The sequence below is a fragment of the Streptomyces sp. NPDC000404 genome (assembly GCF_040300365.1).
In the GTDB taxonomy this organism is placed as follows: Bacteria; Actinomycetota; Actinomycetes; order Streptomycetales; family Streptomycetaceae; genus Streptomyces; species Streptomyces ramulosus.
This window is the reverse complement of sequence record NZ_JBEPDN010000010.1, coordinates 176,828-195,388: the sequence shown is the minus strand read 5'-3', so window position 1 is coordinate 195,388 and position 18,561 is coordinate 176,828. Positions and strand designations below refer to the sequence as shown.

The 18,561-nt window shown below is 75.6% G+C and carries 17 protein-coding genes; 9 read left to right on the top strand and 8 right to left on the bottom strand.

From position 1 onward, the window contains the following. Positions 1-9 precede the first annotated feature (9 nt). Positions 10-765 carry a histidine utilization transcriptional repressor HutC gene (gene hutC, locus ABT345_RS20850; protein ID WP_345085670.1) on the bottom strand — a complete coding sequence of 252 codons (756 nt, stop codon included), beginning with the start codon at positions 763-765 and terminating at the stop codon, positions 10-12. 216 nt (positions 766-981) lie between these two features. Here hutC and hutG point away from each other — a divergent pair, with 216 nt between their 5' ends. Beyond that, positions 982-1,947 (top strand): formimidoylglutamase, encoded by a 966-nt coding sequence (gene hutG, locus ABT345_RS20845; protein ID WP_345085668.1) that lies wholly within the window; start codon positions 982-984, stop codon positions 1,945-1,947. A gap of 49 nt (positions 1,948-1,996) precedes the next feature. Here hutG and ABT345_RS20840 read toward each other — a convergent pair whose 3' ends face one another. From ABT345_RS20840 to ABT345_RS20825, 4 genes are all read right to left on the bottom strand, one after another. Continuing rightward, positions 1,997-4,120 carry a xanthine dehydrogenase family protein molybdopterin-binding subunit gene (locus ABT345_RS20840; RefSeq protein WP_345085665.1) on the bottom strand — a complete coding sequence of 708 codons (2,124 nt, stop codon included), beginning with the start codon at positions 4,118-4,120 and terminating at the stop codon, positions 1,997-1,999. A gap of 54 nt (positions 4,121-4,174) precedes the next feature. After that, complete coding sequence (locus ABT345_RS20835) at positions 4,175-5,164, bottom strand: FAD binding domain-containing protein (protein WP_345085662.1); 990 nt, start codon at positions 5,162-5,164, stop codon at positions 4,175-4,177. After that, a complete protein-coding gene (locus tag ABT345_RS20830) occupies positions 5,161-5,802 on the bottom strand; it encodes a 2Fe-2S iron-sulfur cluster-binding protein (protein WP_345085659.1) in 642 nt (213 codons plus the stop codon). The genes ABT345_RS20835 and ABT345_RS20830 overlap by 4 nt, the downstream gene beginning before the upstream one ends. A gap of 242 nt (positions 5,803-6,044) precedes the next feature. Then, positions 6,045-6,485, bottom strand: coding sequence for a hypothetical protein (locus tag ABT345_RS20825; RefSeq protein WP_386461103.1), 441 nt, complete (start codon positions 6,483-6,485; stop codon positions 6,045-6,047). 211 nt (positions 6,486-6,696) lie between these two features. Here ABT345_RS20825 and ABT345_RS20820 point away from each other — a divergent pair, with 211 nt between their 5' ends. The 5 genes from ABT345_RS20820 to ABT345_RS20800 all read left to right on the top strand — a co-directional run bounded on the left by ABT345_RS20820 (position 6,697) and on the right by ABT345_RS20800 (position 11,587). Beyond that, positions 6,697-7,881, top strand: coding sequence for a serine hydrolase domain-containing protein (locus ABT345_RS20820; RefSeq protein ID WP_345085656.1), 1,185 nt, complete (start codon positions 6,697-6,699; stop codon positions 7,879-7,881). Positions 7,882-8,377: 496 nt separating this feature from the next. Beyond that, complete coding sequence (locus ABT345_RS20815) at positions 8,378-9,145, top strand: hypothetical protein (RefSeq protein ID WP_345085653.1); 768 nt, start codon at positions 8,378-8,380, stop codon at positions 9,143-9,145. A gap of 108 nt (positions 9,146-9,253) precedes the next feature. Next, the gene (locus tag ABT345_RS20810) at positions 9,254-9,844 is read left to right on the top strand and encodes a hypothetical protein (RefSeq protein ID WP_345085650.1); all 591 of its coding nucleotides are present in this window, start codon (positions 9,254-9,256) and stop codon (positions 9,842-9,844) included. 274 nt (positions 9,845-10,118) lie between these two features. Further along, positions 10,119-10,370, top strand: coding sequence for a hypothetical protein (locus ABT345_RS20805; RefSeq protein ID WP_345085647.1), 252 nt, complete (start codon positions 10,119-10,121; stop codon positions 10,368-10,370). Positions 10,371-10,579: 209 nt separating this feature from the next. Further along, positions 10,580-11,587, top strand: a complete 1,008-nt coding sequence (locus ABT345_RS20800; protein WP_345085880.1) for a PP2C family protein-serine/threonine phosphatase — start codon at positions 10,580-10,582, stop codon at positions 11,585-11,587. 16 nt (positions 11,588-11,603) lie between these two features. On the opposite strand, the gene ABT345_RS20795 is transcribed toward ABT345_RS20800, so the two are convergent. From ABT345_RS20795 to ABT345_RS20785, 3 genes are all read right to left on the bottom strand, one after another. Next, on the bottom strand, positions 11,604-13,244 hold the full coding sequence (locus tag ABT345_RS20795) for a purple acid phosphatase family protein (protein ID WP_345085644.1): 1,641 nt from the start codon (positions 13,242-13,244) through the stop codon (positions 11,604-11,606). 193 nt (positions 13,245-13,437) lie between these two features. Continuing rightward, positions 13,438-14,598 (bottom strand): YihY/virulence factor BrkB family protein, encoded by a 1,161-nt coding sequence (locus ABT345_RS20790; RefSeq protein ID WP_345085642.1) that lies wholly within the window; start codon positions 14,596-14,598, stop codon positions 13,438-13,440. Between the two features lie 63 nt (positions 14,599-14,661). After that, complete coding sequence (locus tag ABT345_RS20785) at positions 14,662-15,081, bottom strand: hypothetical protein (protein WP_345085640.1); 420 nt, start codon at positions 15,079-15,081, stop codon at positions 14,662-14,664. A 458-nt stretch (positions 15,082-15,539) separates the two neighbouring features. Between ABT345_RS20785 and ABT345_RS20780 the strand changes: the two genes are divergently transcribed. The 3 genes from ABT345_RS20780 to ABT345_RS20770 all read left to right on the top strand — a co-directional run bounded on the left by ABT345_RS20780 (position 15,540) and on the right by ABT345_RS20770 (position 18,430). After that, entirely contained in the window at positions 15,540-16,823 is a 1,284-nt protein-coding gene (locus tag ABT345_RS20780; RefSeq protein ID WP_345085638.1) for a helix-turn-helix domain-containing protein, read from the top strand. 305 nt (positions 16,824-17,128) lie between these two features. Continuing rightward, positions 17,129-17,803: a class F sortase gene (locus tag ABT345_RS20775; protein WP_502965933.1), complete on the top strand. Its 675-nt coding sequence runs from the start codon at positions 17,129-17,131 to the stop codon at positions 17,801-17,803. Positions 17,804-17,815: 12 nt separating this feature from the next. After that, on the top strand, positions 17,816-18,430 hold the full coding sequence (locus ABT345_RS20770; protein WP_345085632.1) for a GNAT family N-acetyltransferase: 615 nt from the start codon (positions 17,816-17,818) through the stop codon (positions 18,428-18,430). Positions 18,431-18,561: the final 131 nt, after the last annotated feature.

The following is an 18,561-nucleotide window of genomic DNA, read 5'->3' as shown; positions in this document are numbered from 1 at the left end:
GCCGTCCGGTCAGCGGGAGTCGAAGGTGCCCATCAGGCGGTAGCGCGAGCCGGGATGGAGCAGCCGCGCGACGCTGACCAGCGCCTCGCCCGACCACGTACGGCGCTGGATCAGCAGGCACGGCTCGGACGCCGCCACCCGCAGGATCCGGCACTCGTCCGCCGACGGCAGCACCGCCTCCACCACGTGCTCGCCCTTGCCCAGCGGCGCCACCTCGGACAGGAAGGTGAACGGGGTGCGCCGGGTGAAGTCCTGATCCAGATAGCCGGGGGCGAAGTCCGGGTGGACGTAGCGGTCCTCCAGCTGGATGGGCACATCGTCCTCGAAGTGCACCACCTGGGAGTGGAACACCGCGGTGCCCTCGCCGATTCCGAAGCGGGCGCCGGTCTCCTGGCCCGCCGCCTCCTCGCGGACGAAACGCACCTCGGTGCGGTGGCGATGGCCGCGCGCGCTCACCTCGTCGGCGATGTTGTGCACCTCGACCAGCGCCGAGCTGCCCTTGTGCAGGGCGACGAAGCTGCCCACGCCCATGACCCGGCGGATCAGCCCCTGGGCCGCCAGCTCGCGCAGCGCGCGGTTGACCGTCATCCGGGACAGGCCCAGCGCCTCGACGAAGCGGCTCTCCGACGGCAGGGCGTCGCCCTCGCGCCACCGGCCGCTCATGATCTGCTCGGTCACCAGGTCCTTGACCCGCTGGTACGCGGGCCTCGCCCCGGACGCGGTCGCCGCGTACCGCCGTGCGAGCTCCGTCGCCTCAGCCGCCACGCCGTTTCCCGCCCTCGTCGTCGTCACTCGTCCGCTCTGCCCGCATCCGTCCACCGGCGCGAGGCCTTGCCGCGCCACAGAGATTCTATGGCGTGCGCGAACACCGTCTCGGATCCGAGGAGAACCGGCGCCCGCCCTGGCCCGCCCGGCGCGGCGGCGCTGTCATGGGCGCACCGGGCGGGCCAGTCCCGGCGAGCGAGGCGGAGAGGGCGGACGATGACCGTGGACGTGGCGGCGCAGGCGTGGACCGGGCGGAGCGACGGGGACGGCGACGACGTGCTGCGCTGGCACCACGTGACCGCGCCGCTCACCGGCCCGGACGCGCCCCGGGACGCCGCGTTCGTCGGCTTCCGCAGCGATGAGGGCGTCCGCCGCAACCAGGGGCGGCCGGGTGCGGCCGGCGGCCCCGCGGCGCTGCGGTCGGCCCTCGCCTCGGTGGCGCTGCCCGCGCCGCTGCGCGCCGTGGACGCCGGGGACGTCGTGGTCGGCGACGGCGCGCTGGAGGACGGGCAGCGGCGGCTGGGCGAGACGGTCACCGCACTGCTCGACGCGGGCGGCCCGGTGGCGGTCCTCGGCGGCGGCCACGAGGTGGCGTACGGGACCTACCTCGGGGTGGCCGGGAGCCGTGCGATGCGCGGCGGGGCGCGGCTCGGGGTGCTCAACCTCGACGCCCACTTCGATCTGCGCGACGCGCCGCGGCCCAGCTCCGGCACGCCGTTCCTCCAGATGGCGCGGGACGAGGAACGCCAGGGGCGGCGCCTGGACTACCGGGTGCTGGGCATCAGCCGCCTGAGCAACACCGAGCGGCTGTTCCGCACCGCGGACCGGCTGGGCGTGGGCTACCTGGAGGACACCGACTGCGGGCTGCTCTCCCTGGCACGCGTGGAGGCGTTCACCGGGGCGTTCCTGGACGCCTGCGATCTCGTCCACCTCAGCATCGATCTCGACGTCCTGCCCGCGGCGGCGGCGCCCGGTGTCAGCGCGCCCGCCGCGTACGGCGTGCCGATGGAGGTCGTGGAGCGGGTCGTGACGACGGTGGCGGCGAGCGGGAAGCTGGCGGTGGTCGACGTCGCGGAGCTGAACCCGGACCTCGACATCGACGCCCGTACCGCCCGCGCCGGCGCCCGGCTGATCCACCGCGCGCTCACCGGGACGCCGCAGACGCGGGGCCGGCGGGGCTGACGGCGCCCCCGCCCCCAACCGAAGGACGGCCGCCCGCGCCGCGCCCTCGTCAGGGCAGCTGCGGCAGGACGGCGTCCGGGGTCAGCGGCAGGGTGCGCAGGCGGACGCCGAGGGCGTGGTGGACGGCGTTGCCGACCGCCGCGGCGGCGCCGACGATGCCGATCTCGCCGATGCCCTTGCTGCCCATCGGGTTGAGGTGCGGATCGTCCTCGTCGAGCCAGTGCGCCTCGATCGTGTGCACGTCGGCGCAGGCCGGCAGGTGGTACGAGGCCAGGTCGCGTTCGGTGAAGCCGCCGGTCAGGGGGTCCATGGTGCTGTGTTCGGTGAGCGCCATGCCGATGCCCATCGTCATCCCGCCGATGAACTGCGAGCGCGCGGTGCGCGGGTTGAGGATCCGGCCGGCCGCGAACATGCCGAGCATCCGGCGCACCCGCACCTCGCCGGTGACGGTGTCGACCTGCACCTCGGCGAAGTGCGCCCCGAACGCGTGCCGGGCGTAGGGCGATCCGGCGGCGATCTCCTCCTTGGTGTCCGCCACGACCGTCATCCCCTCCGGGGGCAGCGGCTGCTGACGGTTGCTCAGGTCCTCGCGCAGGGTGTGGCACGCCTTGTGGACGGCCCAGCCCCAGGAGGCGGTGCCGGAGGAGCCGCCGGCCAGCATCGCGTCGGGCAGATCGCTGCGGCCGATCTCGACGCGGACCCGCTCCTCCGGGGCGCCGAGCACCTCGGAGGCGATCTGCCCGAGGACGGTGCGGGCGCCGGTGCCGAGGTCGGTGGCGTTGATCCGGATGCGGAAACCGCCGTCGGGCGCGGCGTGCGCCTCGGCGGACGAGGGGAAGACCAGCACCGGATAGGTGGCCGCGGCGACGCCGGTGCCGAGCAGCAGATCGCCCTCGCGCCGCACGCCGGGGCGCGGATCGCGGGGGCGCCAGCCGAAGCGTTCCGCGCCCTCCCGCAGCGCCTGCGCCAGGCCCCGGCTGCTGAACGGGCGCCCGGTGTCCGGTTCGGTCGCCGGTTCGTTGCGCAGCCGCAGTTCGACGGGGTCGAGGTCGAGGAGGACGGCGAGTTCGTCCATCGCCGACTCCAGGGCGTACATACCGGGCGCCTCGCCCGGGGCGCGCATCCACGACGGGCTCGGCACGTCCAGCGCCACCACGCGGTGCACGGTGCGGCTGTGCGGCGAGGTGTACATCATCCGGGCGGGGACGGCCGCCTGCTCGACGAATTCCTTGACCGTCGAGGTCTGGGTGACCACCTCGTGCGCGAGGGCGGTGAGCACCCCGTCGGCCCCGGCGCCCAGCCGCACCCGCTGGACGGTGGGCGCCCGGTGCCCGACCACGGCGGGCATCTCCCGGCGCGGCAGGGCGAGGGTGACGGGACGGCCGGTGACCTTGGCGGCCATCGCGGCGAGGACCGCCGGCGGGCGGAGGGTGCCCTTGGAGCCGAAGCCGCCGCCGATGTGCTCGGCGACGACGGTGACGTCCCGGCGGTCGAGACCGAACAGCGCGGCGAGGTCGTCGCGCGCCTTGGTCGAGCCCTGGGTGGAGTCGTGGACGGTGAGATGGCCGCCGTTCCACCAGGCGGTGGCGGCGTGCGGCTCCAGGGGGTGGTTGTGCAGCGCGGTCAGGGTGTACGTGGCGTCGACGGTGACCAGCGCACCGGCGTACGCCGCGTCGAAGTCGCCGCGCTCGCGCGCCCCCGGGTAGCCGCCGTTGACCTCCTTGGGCAGGTAGAGACCGGGATGGTCCGGGGTGAGGGTGACGTCGTGCTCCTCGGCCTCGTAGGTGAGGCGGACGGCCGCGGCGGCGGCGCGGGCCGTCTCCGGGGAGTCGGCGACGGCGAGCGCGACGTACCAGCCGCGGTGCGGGACGCGGGGGCTCTGGAGGACCGCGACGGCCGGGTCCTCGGGCGGCTCCAGGCGCGGCGCGTTCTCGTGGGTGAGGACCGTGTGCACGCCGGGCAGCGCGAGGGCGTCGGCGGTGTCGACGGCGGTGATCCGGCCGCGGGCGACGGTGGCGGGCACCGGCCAGGCGTGGACGCGGTGCGGCGGGGCGTGCTCGGCGGCGTAGCGGGCGGCGCCGGTGACCTTGGCGCGGCCTTCGCGGCGGGCGGTGGCCGCCCCGAGCGGACGGCCGGGCGCCTCCGGGCGAGCGGGTTGCGGATCGTGGCTCATGGGGCGCGTCCTCACAGGGGGTGCGGGGCGGAGCGCGGCGGGGCGCCCTCGGGGTCAGCGGTGGCGGGCGGCGAGGCGGCCCAGGACGGAGACGGTCAGCCGGCGGGCCAGCTCCACCTTGAAGCCGTTGTCGCGCAGCGGGCGGGCGGCGGAGAGTTCGGCGTCGGCGGCGCGGCCGAAGGCGTCGGCGGTCGCCGGGGCGCCGCGCAGCGCCTCCTCCGCGGCCCTGGCGCGCCAGGGCCGGTGCGCCAGACCGCCGTAGGCGAGCGCCGCACGGTGCACCACGCCGTCGCGGACCTCCAGCAGCGCGGCGACGGAGACCAGCGCGAAGGCGAACGAGGCGCGGTCGCGAACCTTGCGGTAGTGCCCGTGGGCCAGCGGCTGCGGCGGGGGCAGCCGCACCGCGGTGATCAGCTCGGCGGGCTCCAGGACCGTGTCCCGCTCCGGACGGTCGCCCGGCAGCCGGTGGAGCGCGGTGGCCGGGACGGTGCGGGCTCCGTCCGGACCGGTCACCTCGACGGCGGCGTCCAGCGCGGCGAGGGCGACGGCCAGGTCGGAGGGGTGGGTGGCGACGCAGCGCGCGGAGTGCCCGAGGACGGCGAGATCGCGGTGGACGCCTTCGACCGCCGGGCAGCCGCTGCCCGGCTCCCGTTTGTTGCACGGCGTGGAGACGTCCTGGAAGTAGGGGCAGCGGGTGCGCTGGAGGAGGTTGCCGCCGGTGGTCGCGGCGTTGCGCAGCTGCCCCGAGGCACCGGCCAGCAGCGCCTGGGAGAGCACCGGGTAGCGCTCCCGGACGGCCGGGGCGGCGGCGAGGTCGCTGCCCCGGACCGTCGCGCCGATGCGCAGCCCGCCGTCGGGCAGCTCCTCGATCCGGTCCAGCGGCAGCCGCCCGACGTCGATGAGCAGATCGGGGCCGCTCACCCCCAGCTTCATCAGGTCGACGAGGTTGGTGCCGCCGCCGAGGAACGCGGCGCCGGGGTGCGCGGCCCGGGCGCGTACCGCCTCGTCGACGGTGGTGGGGCGCAGATAGGCGAAGGGTTTCACGACGCCTCCCGGGCGCCGTGGACGGAGACGGACCCCAGGCCGTGGACGGTGTGCGGCACGGGAGGGGCGGCCGGTTGCGCGCAGGCGTCGCCGATCGCCTCGACGATGCGCGGATAGGCGCCGCACCGGCAGAGGTTGCCGCTCATCCGCTCCCGGATCTCCTCGGCGGTCAGCTCCACCGGGGCTCCCGGGGCCGCGGTGTCCGGCGTGACCTGCGAGGGGTGCCCGTCGGCCGCCTCCTGGAGCACCCCGGCCGCCGAACAGAGCTGGCCTGGTGTGCAGTAGCCGCACTGGAAGGCGTCCCGCTCGACGAAGGCGGCCTGGAGCGGATGGAGGCCCTCGGCGGAGGCGAGCCCCTCGACGGTGGTGAGGGTGCTGCCGTCCAGCGCGACGGCGAACAGCAGACAGCTGTTGGCCCGCCAGCCGTCGACGAGGACGGTGCAGGCGCCGCACTGCCCGTGGTCGCAGCCCTTCTTCGTGCCGGTCAGCCCGAGGTGGACGCGGAGCGCGTCCAAGGCGGTGGTGCGGTGGTCGAGGGTCAGCCGGTGCGGTACGCCGTTGACGTGCAGGGTGACCGTGGAGCGGGTGGCTCCGGGCGGCGGTCCCGCGGCGTCGGGAGGGGGTGCGGTGGACTCCACGCGCTCGCCTTTCGGGCTGGGCCTGGCGCCGCGGTGCGCGGGCGCACGCGGCGGGAGGGAGGTGCGGCTGCGGGACGGTCCGGCGGGGCGGGCCGCCCGCACCGGGCCGGACGCCCGTGCCCGGGCCGGGTCCGCCGGTGGCGGGTCCCCTCTGCCTATCAGGCACGGTGGCCGCCCGCGCGCCGGCGCGGCCGTGCGGCGCGCGGCCTCGCCCGGCCGGTCCGGTGCCGTCCAGGTGACGGTCAGCGGTTCTCCAGCTGAAGCTCGACCTCCTCCTCCTGGTCCCCGGCGACGGTGCCGGTGACCCGGACGGCGAAGGCGGGGCGGAGGCTGTCCCGCAGCCGGGCGACCGCCCAGTAGCCGCCCTGGAGGCTGATGGAGACGGGCGCGGTCAGCCGCCGGGGCTCGGGCTCCTTCCGGAGCTCGGTCACGTCGAAGGTCGAGGTCCACACGGTGGGGTGGGGGCCGGCGACGGCGCGCGGCACGTCGTCCGGCGCCCGGTCGCACGCGAAGGAGGTGCGCAGCGCGCTGAAGACGGCGTGCGCGTCCTCCGTCGCGCAGTCGGTGACCTCGACGACGACCTCGGCGTCCGGGTGGTACGCCGCCTCCGGCCGCGGGGGACGCCCGCTGCCCTGCACCGGGCCCGGCTGCCCCGGCTGATTCGCCTGCTGCGCGCTGTTCACGGTGGGCCTTCCTCTCGACGGGACGACATCTCCAGGCTCGCCCGCGCGCCGGGCACATGCGACCGGAGCCGCCCGGGCCGCGCGCCGGACGGGTTCATTCCGCGGCGCCCCGGGGACACCTGGTACGGACGGGCGGCCCGCCACGTCACCGCACGGCGCGCGCCCGCCGCTCCCCCGCCCGTGTCAGGGCCTCGTCGCACCGGGAGGAACCATGCTCCGGCCACCGCTCGGCGGCAGCTGCGCGCCGGGATTTGAGGGCGTCCGCACCGCCTTCGAGCGGAACTTCACCGCCCACGGCGACCTCGGCGCGGCCGTCACCGTGCTGCGGGACGGCGTCCCGGTCGTCGACCTGTGGGGCGGGTACGCCGATGCCGCCCGCACCCGCCGCTGGGAGCGGGACACCCTGGTCAACGTCTACTCCACCTCGAAGGGGATGACCGCGCTCTGCGCCCACCTGCTGGTGGACCGCGGCGCGCTGGACCTCGATGCGCCGGTGGCGCGCTACTGGCCGGAGTTCGCCCGGGGCGGCAAGGGCGACCTGCCGGTGCGCTGGCTGCTGAGCCACCGCGCCGGGCTGATCGCGCCGCGCACCCCGCTGCCGCTGCCCGCCGCCTACGACCACGCCCGGGTGTGCGCGGCGCTCGCCGCGACGGAGCCGTGGTGGGAGCCGGGCACCGCCCAGGGCTATCACGCGGTGACGTTCGGCTATCTGGTCGCCGAGGTGATCCGCCGGATCACCGGCCGCACGGCCGGGGCGTTCCTGCGTACGGAGATCGCCGGGCCGCTCGGCGCCCGGGTCTTCCTCGGCACCCCGCCGGCCGAGCACCCGTCCTGCGCCGACACGGTCGGCCAACTCGACGCACGGCTCCTCGCCGAGCGCCACCCCGGCGTGCCGCGCCCGCCGCTGGCCTCGCTCGCCGACCATCCGCTGGCCGCCGCGGCGCTGAGCCTGCTGTCCGTCCCCACCGGCGACGTCAACAGCCCCGGCTACCGCACCGCGGAGATCCCGGCGGGCAACGTCCACGCCTCCGCCCACGGCCTGGCCACGGTCTACGCGGCGCTGGGCGGCGGCGAGCTGGTCACCCCGGACACGCTGGCCGCGATGCGCCGCCCCCAGGGCCGCCCGGGCGAACCCGACCTCGCCATGGGCCCCCTCGCACCACCCGGCACCGACATCCGCTGGGGCCTCGGTTACCTCCTCAACACCCAGGGCCGCGCGGGCCCCAACCCCCGCGCCTTCGGCCACGGCGGCGCCGGCGGCTCGTACGCCTTCACCGACCCGGAGAACCAACTGGCGTACGCGTATGTGATGAACCGCTACGGGGGCGGCACCACCGGGGACGATCCGCGCCATGCCGGGTTGGTCGCGGCGGTGTACGAGGCGGTGGGGGTGTGACCCCGCCCGAAGGAGGGAACGGCGCGGCGGCGCCGCCCGGGTCCGGTCAGCCCCGGAAGTGCCGACCAGGGCCGTTGTGGCCGGTGATCAGCCCTTCGGTGAGCAGGGTGCCCACCGAAGGTCAGCACCCCGCCGATACCGGGTTCGGCGCCCACCGTGTTCCGGCCGCCGGACGGCGCACCGCCGCTCGGACGGGGAGCAGTCAGATGATCTGCCGGGCCCGGAGTTTTTGCCTTCTCGGGCAACGGCGTCGCCCCCGCCCCTGAGCTGGCGGAAGCCGCGTTCGTCACAGCCCCGTGGCTCACAGGTCTCCCAGCCGTGACGGAAAGCCGGGAACCGATTCCCGGCACGACCGGTCATCAATAGGGCGCAGGAGTGCACAAGTGCGCATGTCCGCATACGCACCCGTGCACACCATGAGTCGCGCACGACCGGAACATCACCGACGTCAACCCGTGCCGCTCTTGCGGTACTCGGTATACGAAAGGTCTGCCGGATGAAGATCCGCCGCGCCCTGACGGCCGCCGCAGCGGCCGCCGCGTTAGCGCCCGCCACCGTACTGACCGCCCCCGCCGCGTTCGCGGCGCCGCAGGCGTCCGACACCGCCGCCCGCACGCCCGCCGCCGGGAACGCCGGCGACTCCGACGGCGCGGACCGCTCCTGCGCCTTCGAGTCCGACCAGCTGAAGGTCACCGTCAAGGGGCTGCCGCGCGAGCTGGCCGCGGGCGGGGACTGGACGCCTTTCTCCATGACGCTCGCCAACACCACCGACAAGCCCCTGGACCAGGTCCTGCCCTTCTTGACCGTGTCCTCCGCCGAGGACGTCGACCGGCCGTACTGGGAGCTGGAGACCGAGTACCACGATGCCGAAACGGGGAAGTGGAAGACCTTCCACGACGCGTCGCCCGACGACCTGTTCGGCTACTTCGCCCTCGCCCCGCACCGCACCCGCACGCTCGAACTGCGCACCCACGCGGTCAAGACCGCCAAGCCCGGCGCCGGATACGCGCTCGCCGCCGGCGACTTCCGCAACGGCGACGGCTCCTGCGGTTCGGCCAAGGAGGCCTGGTCCGACTTCACCATCCTGCCCGTGGGCGCGAAGCCGGCGCGGTCCGCGACCGGCGAGCCGGGCCACCGGGCCCCGTCCGCGCTCCCGCTCACGCTCGCCGGCAGCGCCGCGGTGGCGGTCGGCGCCGGCGCGGCCATCGGCATCCGCCGCCGCAGGAGCGCGGCCGGCCCGGACGCCACGGACACCGCCGCGTAGCCCGGCCGTCTCCCCACCGCCCGACACCCCAAGGATCCGCCACCTCGGGGCCCGGCGGCACCGGCCGCGACGGGCTCCACGGATCCGAAGACCAGGAAAGAGATCTCCATGAAACTGCGCCGCGCCCTGTCCGCCTCGGCCGCGACGATCGCCCTGCTCCCCGCGGTGACGGCCGCCGCACCCGCCGTTGCGGCAACCCCCACGGCCGACCTGCCGAAGTGCTCCGACGTCGGGAAGCAGAGCGACAACTTCCTTGAGGGCCGCGTGTTCGGCATCCCCAAGTCGATCACGCTCGGCACCGACTGGACGACCTACACCGCCACGCTCACCAACTCCTCCAAGAAGGAGCTGACGTCGTTCACCCTCACCGCCGAGCTGGGCAGCCACGTCTACAACCCCGGCGAGAAGGACCTGAGCCCGTACGGCGATCTGCAGTACCGGGACACCGCGCAGCACGCCTGGAAGACGCTGCGCCGGGCGGACGGGGACGCCGGCGGCACCGTCCCCGCCCCGAAGACGCTGAAGCCCCGTGAGTCCGTCCATCTGCAGCTGCGGTTCCGGGTGAGCAAGGACCTGCCCATGGACCACAACTACGACGCCTACACCGGCCTCACCGGCAGCTTCGCCGACCGCTACAACGGCACCGACTGCACGGACAGCTCCAGCGCCACCGGCGCCTTCTACCCCCGCGAGAGCTGACGCCGCTCCTGGCGGGAGGGCTGCCGCCGCCACGAACGCGGCGGCAGCCCCCGGGCCGGCCCGTCCCGCGCTCTCCGGCTCCCCGTTCATGACGCTGCGGCTACACGTTCATGCACTCCGTGACCCCGCCCGGGGCCTGCGCCCTCACCCGTCGACATTTCCCCCGATCCCGCCCACCGCGCCATAATGGACGGATAAGGCGCAAGCTGCCTGGTATGCCACCGATGAGGTCCCGCCGCCCGGACCGCGGGGCCACGGAAGGATGTGGGTGGACATGGACCGCGAGGCCGAGACCGTTCACGAGGCGTACTCCTTCGTCTGTCTGCACTGCGGGCACGGATGGGAAGAGCGCTACGAGATCCGGCACACCACCGACCTCGCCGGCCGGCGCCGCGCCGTGTACTACTCCGGAGGGGCCCGCGTCCCCTCGCCGCTGTCCCGGAGCGAGTGCCCCGCCTGCAATCTCGGCCCCCTGCGCATCCTGCGTCCCGGCCGGGTGGAGTCGGCACGGACGTTCCTGCCCTGACCGGTTCGGGCGGGACACCGCCGCTGCAATTCGGTAACGGGGCGCATTCGAGGTAATTCGCCCACCGACCAGTGCTTATGCTCTGCTCCGGCGGGCCGGGCCCGGCGCCGCCCGTCCCATCCCTCGAAGCGCCGGAGCACCCGTTGGCCGTGGACCACCCGAAGCAACCCCTGAGCGCCCGCGTGCTGGCCCAGCTCCCCTACGGCGTGATGGCCGTGGTCACCGCGGTCGACGTGACCGCCGGGCCCGGGGTCGGGTTCCTTCCCCTCGTCTCGCTGGGGCCGGCGTTCGCCGGTCTGGTCGGCGGCTGGCGGCGGACCGCCGTGGTCGGCTCGGCCGCGTTCCTGCTCTGCCTGGGGCTGGGCATCTACGACGGGCTGTTCGAGGGGCGCCGCGGGCTGCCCGCGCTGCTGTCGGTGGCCGGGGTGACGGTCGCCGGTGTGGTGGCCGCGGTGATGCGCCAGCGGCGCGAGGCGGAGCTGGCCAGCGTCCGCTCCATCGCGGAGGTCGCCCAGCGGGTCCTGCTGCGGCCGGTACCGCGCGGCGCCGGGCCGCTGCGGATCGCGGTGTCGTACACCTCGGCGGTGGCCGAGGCGCGGATCGGCGGCGATCTGTACGAGGTGGTGACCTCGCCCGGCGGCGTACGGATCATCGTCGGCGATGTGCAGGGCAAGGGGCTGGAGGCGGTGGAGAGCGCCGCGGTGGTGCTGGGCGCGTTCCGGGAGGCGGCGCACGACGAGACGGATCTGACCGCGGTCGGCGCGCGGGTGGAGCGGGCGCTCGGCCGTCATCTGGGCGGCGAGCGCTTCGTGACGGCGGTGCTCGCGGAGATCGGCGACGGGCCGGCCGCGACGCTGCTGAACTTCGGGCACCCGGCGCCGCTGGTGGTGCGCGCCGGGGGCGGGGTGGACTTCGCCGCCCCGCCCGAACGCGCCCTGCCGCTCGGCCTCGCGGCGTACGGCGACGACGACGGCCCGAAGCCGCACACGGTGCCGTTCGCCCCCGGGGACCAGCTGCTCTTCTACACCGACGGGGTCACCGAGGCGCGGGACGGCGGGGGCCGGTTCTACCCGCTCGACACCCGCGCGATGCTGCTGGGGGACGACGACCCGGAGGAGGCGCTGCGCGCGGTCCGCGAGGACGTGGTCGCGCACGCCGAGGGGCCGCTCCACGACGATGCGGCGATGCTGCTGGTCCGCTACCGGAAGGCGCCCTGAGGCGAGGGGCGGCCCGTCACCGGCGGGCGTCGCCCCGTGGACGTTCCAGGGTGACGCCGTCCACCGGGGTCAGCTCGCCGTAGGGGCCGTCGAAGGTGTAGTACGTGACCCGCATCCGGGTCCGGCCCTCGCGCGCGTCACCGGGATCGACGTCGAACGCGGCGAAGCCGTGGGTGTGCTCACGGTCCTGGAACGCGCGCCAGGGCGCGTCCTCCGTGAACCACACGGGCTTGCGGTGGCGGCCCTCCTGCTCCTTCGTCAGCTCCACCACCACCCGGCCCTTCGCCTCCTGGAACAGGTCGTCCTGCGTGGTGGCGAAGTTCCCGCCGCCGCCGATCGTCAGGTGCACCGTGCCCCGGCCCGTGTCGGCCACATCGGTGCGGGTCTGCGTCGGCACGGGCGTACGGGCGTCGTTGGGCAGGGTGCCGCGTACCGGCAGGGAGCGCTCGTAGTAGTGCTCGTGGCCGCCGAGCACCAGGTCGACACCGTAGGCGTCGAAGAGCGGGCCCCAGGCGCTGCGCACCCCGAGATCGCTGCCGGAACCGCTCCGGCTGCTGGAGATCATCGGATGGTGCATGCAGACCACGATCCAGTCGATCTCCCGGCTGTGCCGCGCCGCCTTCAGCTCGCGCTCCAGCCAACGGCGCTGGGCGCCCCCGGAGTAGCCGCGCACATAGGTGTCGCCGGTGTCCTGGATCGCCACGTCGTCGTTGGCGAGCGAGAGGAAGCGGACCGCGCCGACGGTGAACGCGTACCAGAGCCCGCGGGTCTCCGGATCCGATGACGCGCTCGATGCGGGCAGCGCGTAGTACGCCTGGTATCCGGCGGTGCCGAGGGGACCGTTGCCCGCTTCGTTCTCGGCGTTGCCCACGCAGGGCATCCACGGGCGCAACCGGGTCGAACGGCTGTTGCTGATGAACCAGTCGGCCCACGTCGCGACGCGGTTCTCGTGGAACACACCGGCGGCCGACGCGTAGCAGAGATCGCCGTTGAGCAGGTGGAACAGCGGGCCCACCCGCTCGATCGCGGCCACGATGTCGGCGGAGGCGGCGGTGCCCGCCTGGCTGCTCGTGTACAGCGGGAAGCGGCCCGACGGCGACGGGGTGTCGCTGCCCGCGGGCCAGTGGACGTCGCGGCGCAGGTTGGGGGCGCCCTGGTCGCCGAAGCTGGTGAAGGTGAAGGCGGTGCGCCCGCGCGGGGCGGTGGTGAAGGATCCGGTGTCGGGGACGGCCCCGGCGTGCCCGGCCGAGTAGAGGTAGGTCGTGTCCGGGCGCAGGCCGGTGAGCCGGGCGTGGTGGACGTACACCTCCTCCTTCGACAGCGCATCGCGGTAGGTCACGGTCTCCGCGCCCACGACCGAACCCACGCCGCCGTCCGGCGAGCCGAACCGGACCTGCGGGCCTCGTACGGACTGCGGGCTGATCCAGGAGACGGTCATCTCGGTGGCCGGGTCCGTACCGAACTGGAGATGCACGCCGCTCACCGCCGGTGTGCCGAACCGGTGCGGCTGCCGTTGGAGCAGGGGCGCGGGGGTGCGCTCCCGCGGGCCGGGCCGGCCGGTGGGCTCCGCCGTCGCCGGGGCCGGTAGCGCGGCACCCGCCACGGCGCCGGCGGTCACCGCCGAACCCCGGAGCACGGATCTGCGCGCGAGCGTCATGCGTTCCTCCTGCCCGAAGGCCTCCTGCGAGGCGGAACGTCAGCGTAGGCAACTTCCCACCGCCCGGCCCGCGGAACCGCCGACTCCGGCCGGGGTGACGGGAATTGCCCTGACGGGAGCCGGCGCGGCGCCGGCCGCCACGTGGCGGGCGGTCGTGTCGTGACGGGTGGCTCCGCCGCGGCTCCTCGGCAGGTCAGCGGTGGTGCGGGCGCCGGCGGAAGCGGCGCGGCAGACGGCCGCGGATCTCCTCGGGCGGCAGGAAGCGGGCCCACCGCTCCGGATACTCGGCGGGCGGCAGCGGCTCGTCCGGATCGTCCGCCCCGTCGTCCTCTTCGTCCTCGTCGTCACAGCCGTCGGCCCCGTCGCCGGCCTCGTGCGCCGAGGCGGCCGCGGCCGCCTCGGCCGCCCGGCGTTCCTTCTCCGCGCGGGCCGCGGCCGTGGCCACCGAGGGCCAGACGCGGTCGGTCGCGGCGTTCATCGCGGCGCCGACGAGGACCGCGAACGCCGAGACACCGATCCACAGCAGCACCGCGACCGGCGCCGCCAGCGAGCCGTAGATCGTCGGGCCCTCGACCGTCGCGGTCAGATAGATCCGCAGCAGGAAGCTGCCCAGCACCCACATGGCGAGGGCCACCACCGCGCCCGGGATGTCCTCCCGCCAGGGCGAGCGGACCGGCACGGACACGTGGTAGAGCGTGGTGAGGAAGGCGACCGACAGCAGCAGGACGACCGGCCAGTACAGCGCCCGGATGACGTTCGCGCTCGCCGGGAGCCAGTGCACCAGGGTGTCCGGGCCCACCACCATCAGCGGCAGCGCGACGGCGCCGACGACCAGCGCGGCGAGGTAGAGGAAGAAGGCCAGCAGCCGGGTCCGGACGACGCCGCGGCGGCCGTCCAGCCCGTACATGATCGTGATGGTGTCGACGAAGACGTTCACGGCGCGCGAGCCGGACCACAGGGCGAGGGCGAAGCCGAGGGAGATGACGTCCGGGCGGCGGCCGGTGAAGACGTCTTCGAGGAGCGGCCGGGCGATCTCGTTGACGCCCTGTTCGGAGAGGACGGCGGAGGAGGCGTGGAGGATCTCCTCCCGGATGCCGTCGATGGTGGCCCGGCCGATCCACGGCTCCAGGTAGCCGAGCAGACCGATGAGGCCCAGGAGCAGCGGAGGCAGCGACAGCAGGCAGAAGAAGGCCGCCTCGGCGGCGAGTCCGGTGACCCGGTACGTCATGCAGCTGTGGACGACGTCCTTGAGGAGCAGCCAGCCGAGCCGCCGCTTGGAGACATTGCGGTACAGGACCCTGGCCCTGGTCAGACGACCCTCGGGCCGCTCGGTCGGTTCGTTCTCCGGCTGCACCCGCCCACCGTATCCGGGCGGTGGACGCGCGGCGGTGGAGCCCTCGCGGGTCCCGGTGCGGTCTCAGGGCCGGGTGCCGGGCCCCGGTCCGCGGCGTTCGCGCAGTGCCGCCTCGATGACCACGTACAGCTCCTCGTCCGGGACGTCGGGGCGGAAGCCGATGAGGACGCCGCGGGCCTCGTAGTAGCGGATCGCGCGGTGGGCGGCGCCGACGCCGCCGGCCACCGTCCGCAGATACAGCATCAGATCGGCGCAGGCCAGGGCCGGTGGCGGGCCGCCGGCCGCGGCGAAGCGGGCGAGCAGACCGGGCGCGGCGTCGACGACGTAGCCGGCGGGCGGCGGGGACGGCGCGGCGGGGATGTCGGCGGCGGCGCGGCGCGGGACGCCGTAGTGGGCGGCCAGCCGGTCGGCGCGTGCCGCGCGCAGCGGCCCGTCGGCGCCGAGCACCACGACGCACGGAGCGGCGTTGCCGGCGACGTGCATGGCGCTCTCCCTCCCGCACCGGCCTGGTGTGGCCCGCCGCGCCGGGTTCCGGCGCGGCCCCTTCCGTTTCCGTTCGCGGTCCTTCCGCCGCCGCGGCGGCACTGGGGCAACGGTGCCCGCCGCGGCGGTGTTCCCGTACGGCAGCGCCCGTCCGTTCACGGTGGCGTGACGTTTCAGCAGCTGCCTTGCACCCGTCGGGCCGGGCCGTGGCGTCCGCCCGCTCCGGTGTCCGTCGTCACGGACGGGCACGGCGGCGCGGGCCGGCCAGAACCGCGGGGGACGGTGCCCGGCCGGCCGCCGGGAACACGTTCCCCGGGAACATCGGAGGTCACAACGGTTGCGCTCCGTTGCACCGGGTCGGTGCAATGGGCTCTCCCGTTACGGCCTGCTCCCCCAGGCCGTCAGTCGTCCGACGGCACCACGGCCCGGACGGGAGGCCCGGCACCACGGAGAGTTGCGTGAGCGAGAGAACGACCGGCGGCGACGCGGGCGCCCACGACAGCCGCGCCACCGCGCGCCGCCTCGCCGCACTCCGGGAGGCGACGCTCTCCGGCGACGGCGCCGAGGCGCCGCGGGCCGTCATCGACGCGTCCTGGCGCCGGGTCCGCGGCTGCGGCGTCGACCCGGACCACGACCGGCGCGAGCGGCCGCTGAACGTCGCCGAGTTGGAGCACCGCAAGGCCACCTCGCCGCTGTCCGCGGTGCTGCCGGTGCTGCACGAGGCGCTGCTGCCCGCCGCGAACGCCGCGCAGCAGATCATGGTCGTCACCGATGCCGACGGGCTGGTCCTGTGGCTGGAGGGGAGCGCGCCGGTCCGGCGGATGGCCGACCGGCACGGCTTCGACAAGGGCTGCGACTGGACGGAGCCGGTCGTCGGCACCAACGCCATCGGCACCGCGCTGGTGGCCCGGCGGCCCGTCCTGGTGCACAGCGCGGAGCACTTCGTCCGCTCGCACCACCAGTGGACGTGCGCCGCCGCGCCGCTGCACGATCCGCGCGACGGGCGGCTGCTGGGCACCGTCGACGTCAGCGGGCCGGCGCACGGTTTCCATCCGGCGACGCTGGCGCTGGTGTCGGCGGTGGCGAAGCTGGCCGAGGGGGAGCTGCGGGAGCGTCACCACACGGCGGTGGAGCGGCTGCGGTCGACCGCGGCGCCGGTGCTGGCGCGGATCGGCGGGCGGGCGCTGGCCGTCGACCCGGACGGCTGGGTCGCGGGTGCGGTGGGGCTGGCGCCGCCGGACCGGGTGGCGCTGCCGAAGTCGCCGGAGCCGGGGCCGCTGTGGCTGCCGCGGCACGGTCCGTGCGTGCTGGAGCCGCTGCCGGGCGGCTGGTTGATCCGGATCGGCGGGGAGCGGACGCCGCAGCCGCGCCGGGCGCTGCTCGACCTCACCGAGCCCGGCCGCGCCGCGCTCACGGTCAGCGGTCCGGCGGGCAGCTGGACGCACGGGCTGAGCCCCCGCCACGCCGAGCTGCTGTTCCTGCTCGCCACCCATCCCGAGGAGCGGACCGCCGCGGAGCTGGCGCGGGACCTCTTCGGCGACGGCGGCCGCGCGGTCACCGTCCGCGCGGAACTCTCCCGCCTGCGCCGCCATCTCGCCGGGCTCCTGGCCCACCGCCCGTACCGCTTCGCCGACGGGATCGTGCCGGAGCTGCGGCTGCCGAGCGATCCGGGACAGCTGCTGCCGCACTCGGTGGCGCCGGGGGTGCGGGCGGCCAGGGGTGAGGGGGGTCCGTCGGCGTAGGCGGGCACCGGGGTGTCCGGGGGGCGCCTGTGCCGGAGCGAGTGCCGGCGGGGGCGGCGGGGCCGGAGCCGGGCGGACCCGGCGGGGGCGGACCCGGCGGTTCCGGCAGCCGGGCCGGTGCGGCGCGCCGGCGCCCGGCCGGGGCGCCCCGTCGCGGGCGGGCGCACCATCGCGAGAAGGCGCCCCGCGCGCCCGCGCCGCCCTCCCTCCCCCGTTCGCCCCTCCCCGATCGCCCGCCCCGCCCCGCGTGCCTACGGTGCCGGGAGCGGAGCGCGGCGGTGGGCGGAGGGAGTGCGATGAGCCTGATGGCGGGGTGGCCGGAGCGGCGCCCGGAGCCGGAGGCCCGGCGGCGCCGGCCCTGGGGTGCGCTCGCGCTGCTCGCGCTGACGGGGATCTTCCTCATCCGCACCGGGCTGCCGGAGGGGCCGGGCGGCCCGCCGCGGCCGGGCCCCACCCGCGCCGCGCCCGCCGACCACGCCCCGGCCGCACCGCCGTTGCCGCGCTCCGTCCCCGACCGGGTGGTGATCCCGGCGCTGAAGGTGTCCGCCCCGGTGATCGCCCGCGGGCTGGACGCACACGGTGCGATCGAGGCGCCGCCGTCCGCCGACACCCGCGTCACCGGCTGGTACCGCGACGCCCCGACCCCCGGCGAACGCGGCACCGCCGTCCTCGTCGGCCACGTCGACAGCTACACCGGCCCCGCGGTCTTCTACGGTCTCGGTGGGCTGAAGCGGGGCGCCACCGTCGAGGTGCGCCGCCGGGACGGGCGCCGTGCGGTCTTCGCGGTCTACGCCGTGCGGACCTTCGCCAAGGACCGCTTCCCCGCCGAGCAGGTCTACGGTTCGACGGGCCGCCCGGAGCTGCGGCTGCTGACCTGCGGCGGCACATACCACGCGGGCTCCGGGTACGCCGGCAACGTCGTCGTCTTCGCCCGGCTCACCGCTCCCCGGGGCGGGCACCGGGCGGCCGGGGCGCCGTGATTGGCTGCCGCCATGAGCAGCCTCACCGTCACCACCTGGTACCTCGAACAGACCGCGCCGGGCGATCTGACACAAGCCGCCGAGCCGCCCGCCGCGCAGGACGTCCGGATCGTGCGGGCGCAGCGCCCGCTGCCGGAGTTCAGCCGGTTCCTCTACTCCGCCGTCGGCGGCGACATCCTGTGGACCGACCGGCTGACGTGGCCGTACGCGCGGTGGGCGGAGTATCTGTCGCGGCCCGGCGTGGAGACGTGGGTGGCGTACGCGCACGGCACCCCGGCGGGCTTCATCGAGCTGGACGGCACCATTGACGGCGTCACCGAGATCGCCTACTTCGGTCTGGTCCCGGCCTTCCGCGGCCAGGGCATCGGCGGCCATCTGCTGTCGGTGGGCACCGCGCGGGCGTGGGATCTGGGCGAGCGGTACGAGGGGCGGCCGGCGACGCGGCGGGTGTGGGTGCACACCTGCAGCAAGGACGGGCGCCATGCGCTGCGCAACTACGAGCGGCGGGGCTTCCGGCTGTACGACACCACGGTCGAGCAGGAGGCCGTGACCGAGACGCCGGGGCCGTGGCCGGGCGCCGGGGACACCGCCCTGCCCGCCTGGGAGGGCGCGCCCCGTCCGGTGTGACGGGCCGCCGCGCACCGGGGCGCGCCCGCTTCCCGCGTGCCCCGGTACGGCGCCTGCATAGGGCACGATGACCGCGTGACCAAGACCACAACATCTCGCCATCCGGGACAACGCTGTCCAAATTTCGGACA

Excerpts from the sequence above, each read along its gene's own strand:
- ABT345_RS20815 (WP_345085653.1), top strand. The coding sequence starts at position 8,378 with ATGAAGATCCGCCGCGCCCTGACGGCCGCCGCAGCGGCCGCCGCGTTA.
- ABT345_RS20775 (WP_502965933.1), top strand. The coding sequence starts at position 17,129 with ATGGCGGGGTGGCCGGAGCGGCGCCCGGAGCCGGAGGCCCGGCGGCGC.
- ABT345_RS20840 (WP_345085665.1), bottom strand. The coding sequence starts at position 4,120 with ATGAGCCACGATCCGCAACCCGCTCGCCCGGAGGCGCCCGGCCGTCCG.
- ABT345_RS20805 (WP_345085647.1), top strand. The coding sequence starts at position 10,119 with ATGGACCGCGAGGCCGAGACCGTTCACGAGGCGTACTCCTTCGTCTGT.
- ABT345_RS20810 (WP_345085650.1), top strand. The coding sequence starts at position 9,254 with ATGAAACTGCGCCGCGCCCTGTCCGCCTCGGCCGCGACGATCGCCCTG.
- ABT345_RS20820 (WP_345085656.1), top strand. The coding sequence starts at position 6,697 with ATGCTCCGGCCACCGCTCGGCGGCAGCTGCGCGCCGGGATTTGAGGGC.
- hutG (WP_345085668.1), top strand. The coding sequence starts at position 982 with ATGACCGTGGACGTGGCGGCGCAGGCGTGGACCGGGCGGAGCGACGGG.
- ABT345_RS20800 (WP_345085880.1), top strand. The coding sequence starts at position 10,580 with ATGGCCGTGGTCACCGCGGTCGACGTGACCGCCGGGCCCGGGGTCGGG.
- ABT345_RS20770 (WP_345085632.1), top strand. The coding sequence starts at position 17,816 with ATGAGCAGCCTCACCGTCACCACCTGGTACCTCGAACAGACCGCGCCG.
- ABT345_RS20785 (WP_345085640.1), bottom strand. The coding sequence starts at position 15,081 with ATGCACGTCGCCGGCAACGCCGCTCCGTGCGTCGTGGTGCTCGGCGCC.
- ABT345_RS20795 (WP_345085644.1), bottom strand. The coding sequence starts at position 13,244 with ATGACGCTCGCGCGCAGATCCGTGCTCCGGGGTTCGGCGGTGACCGCC.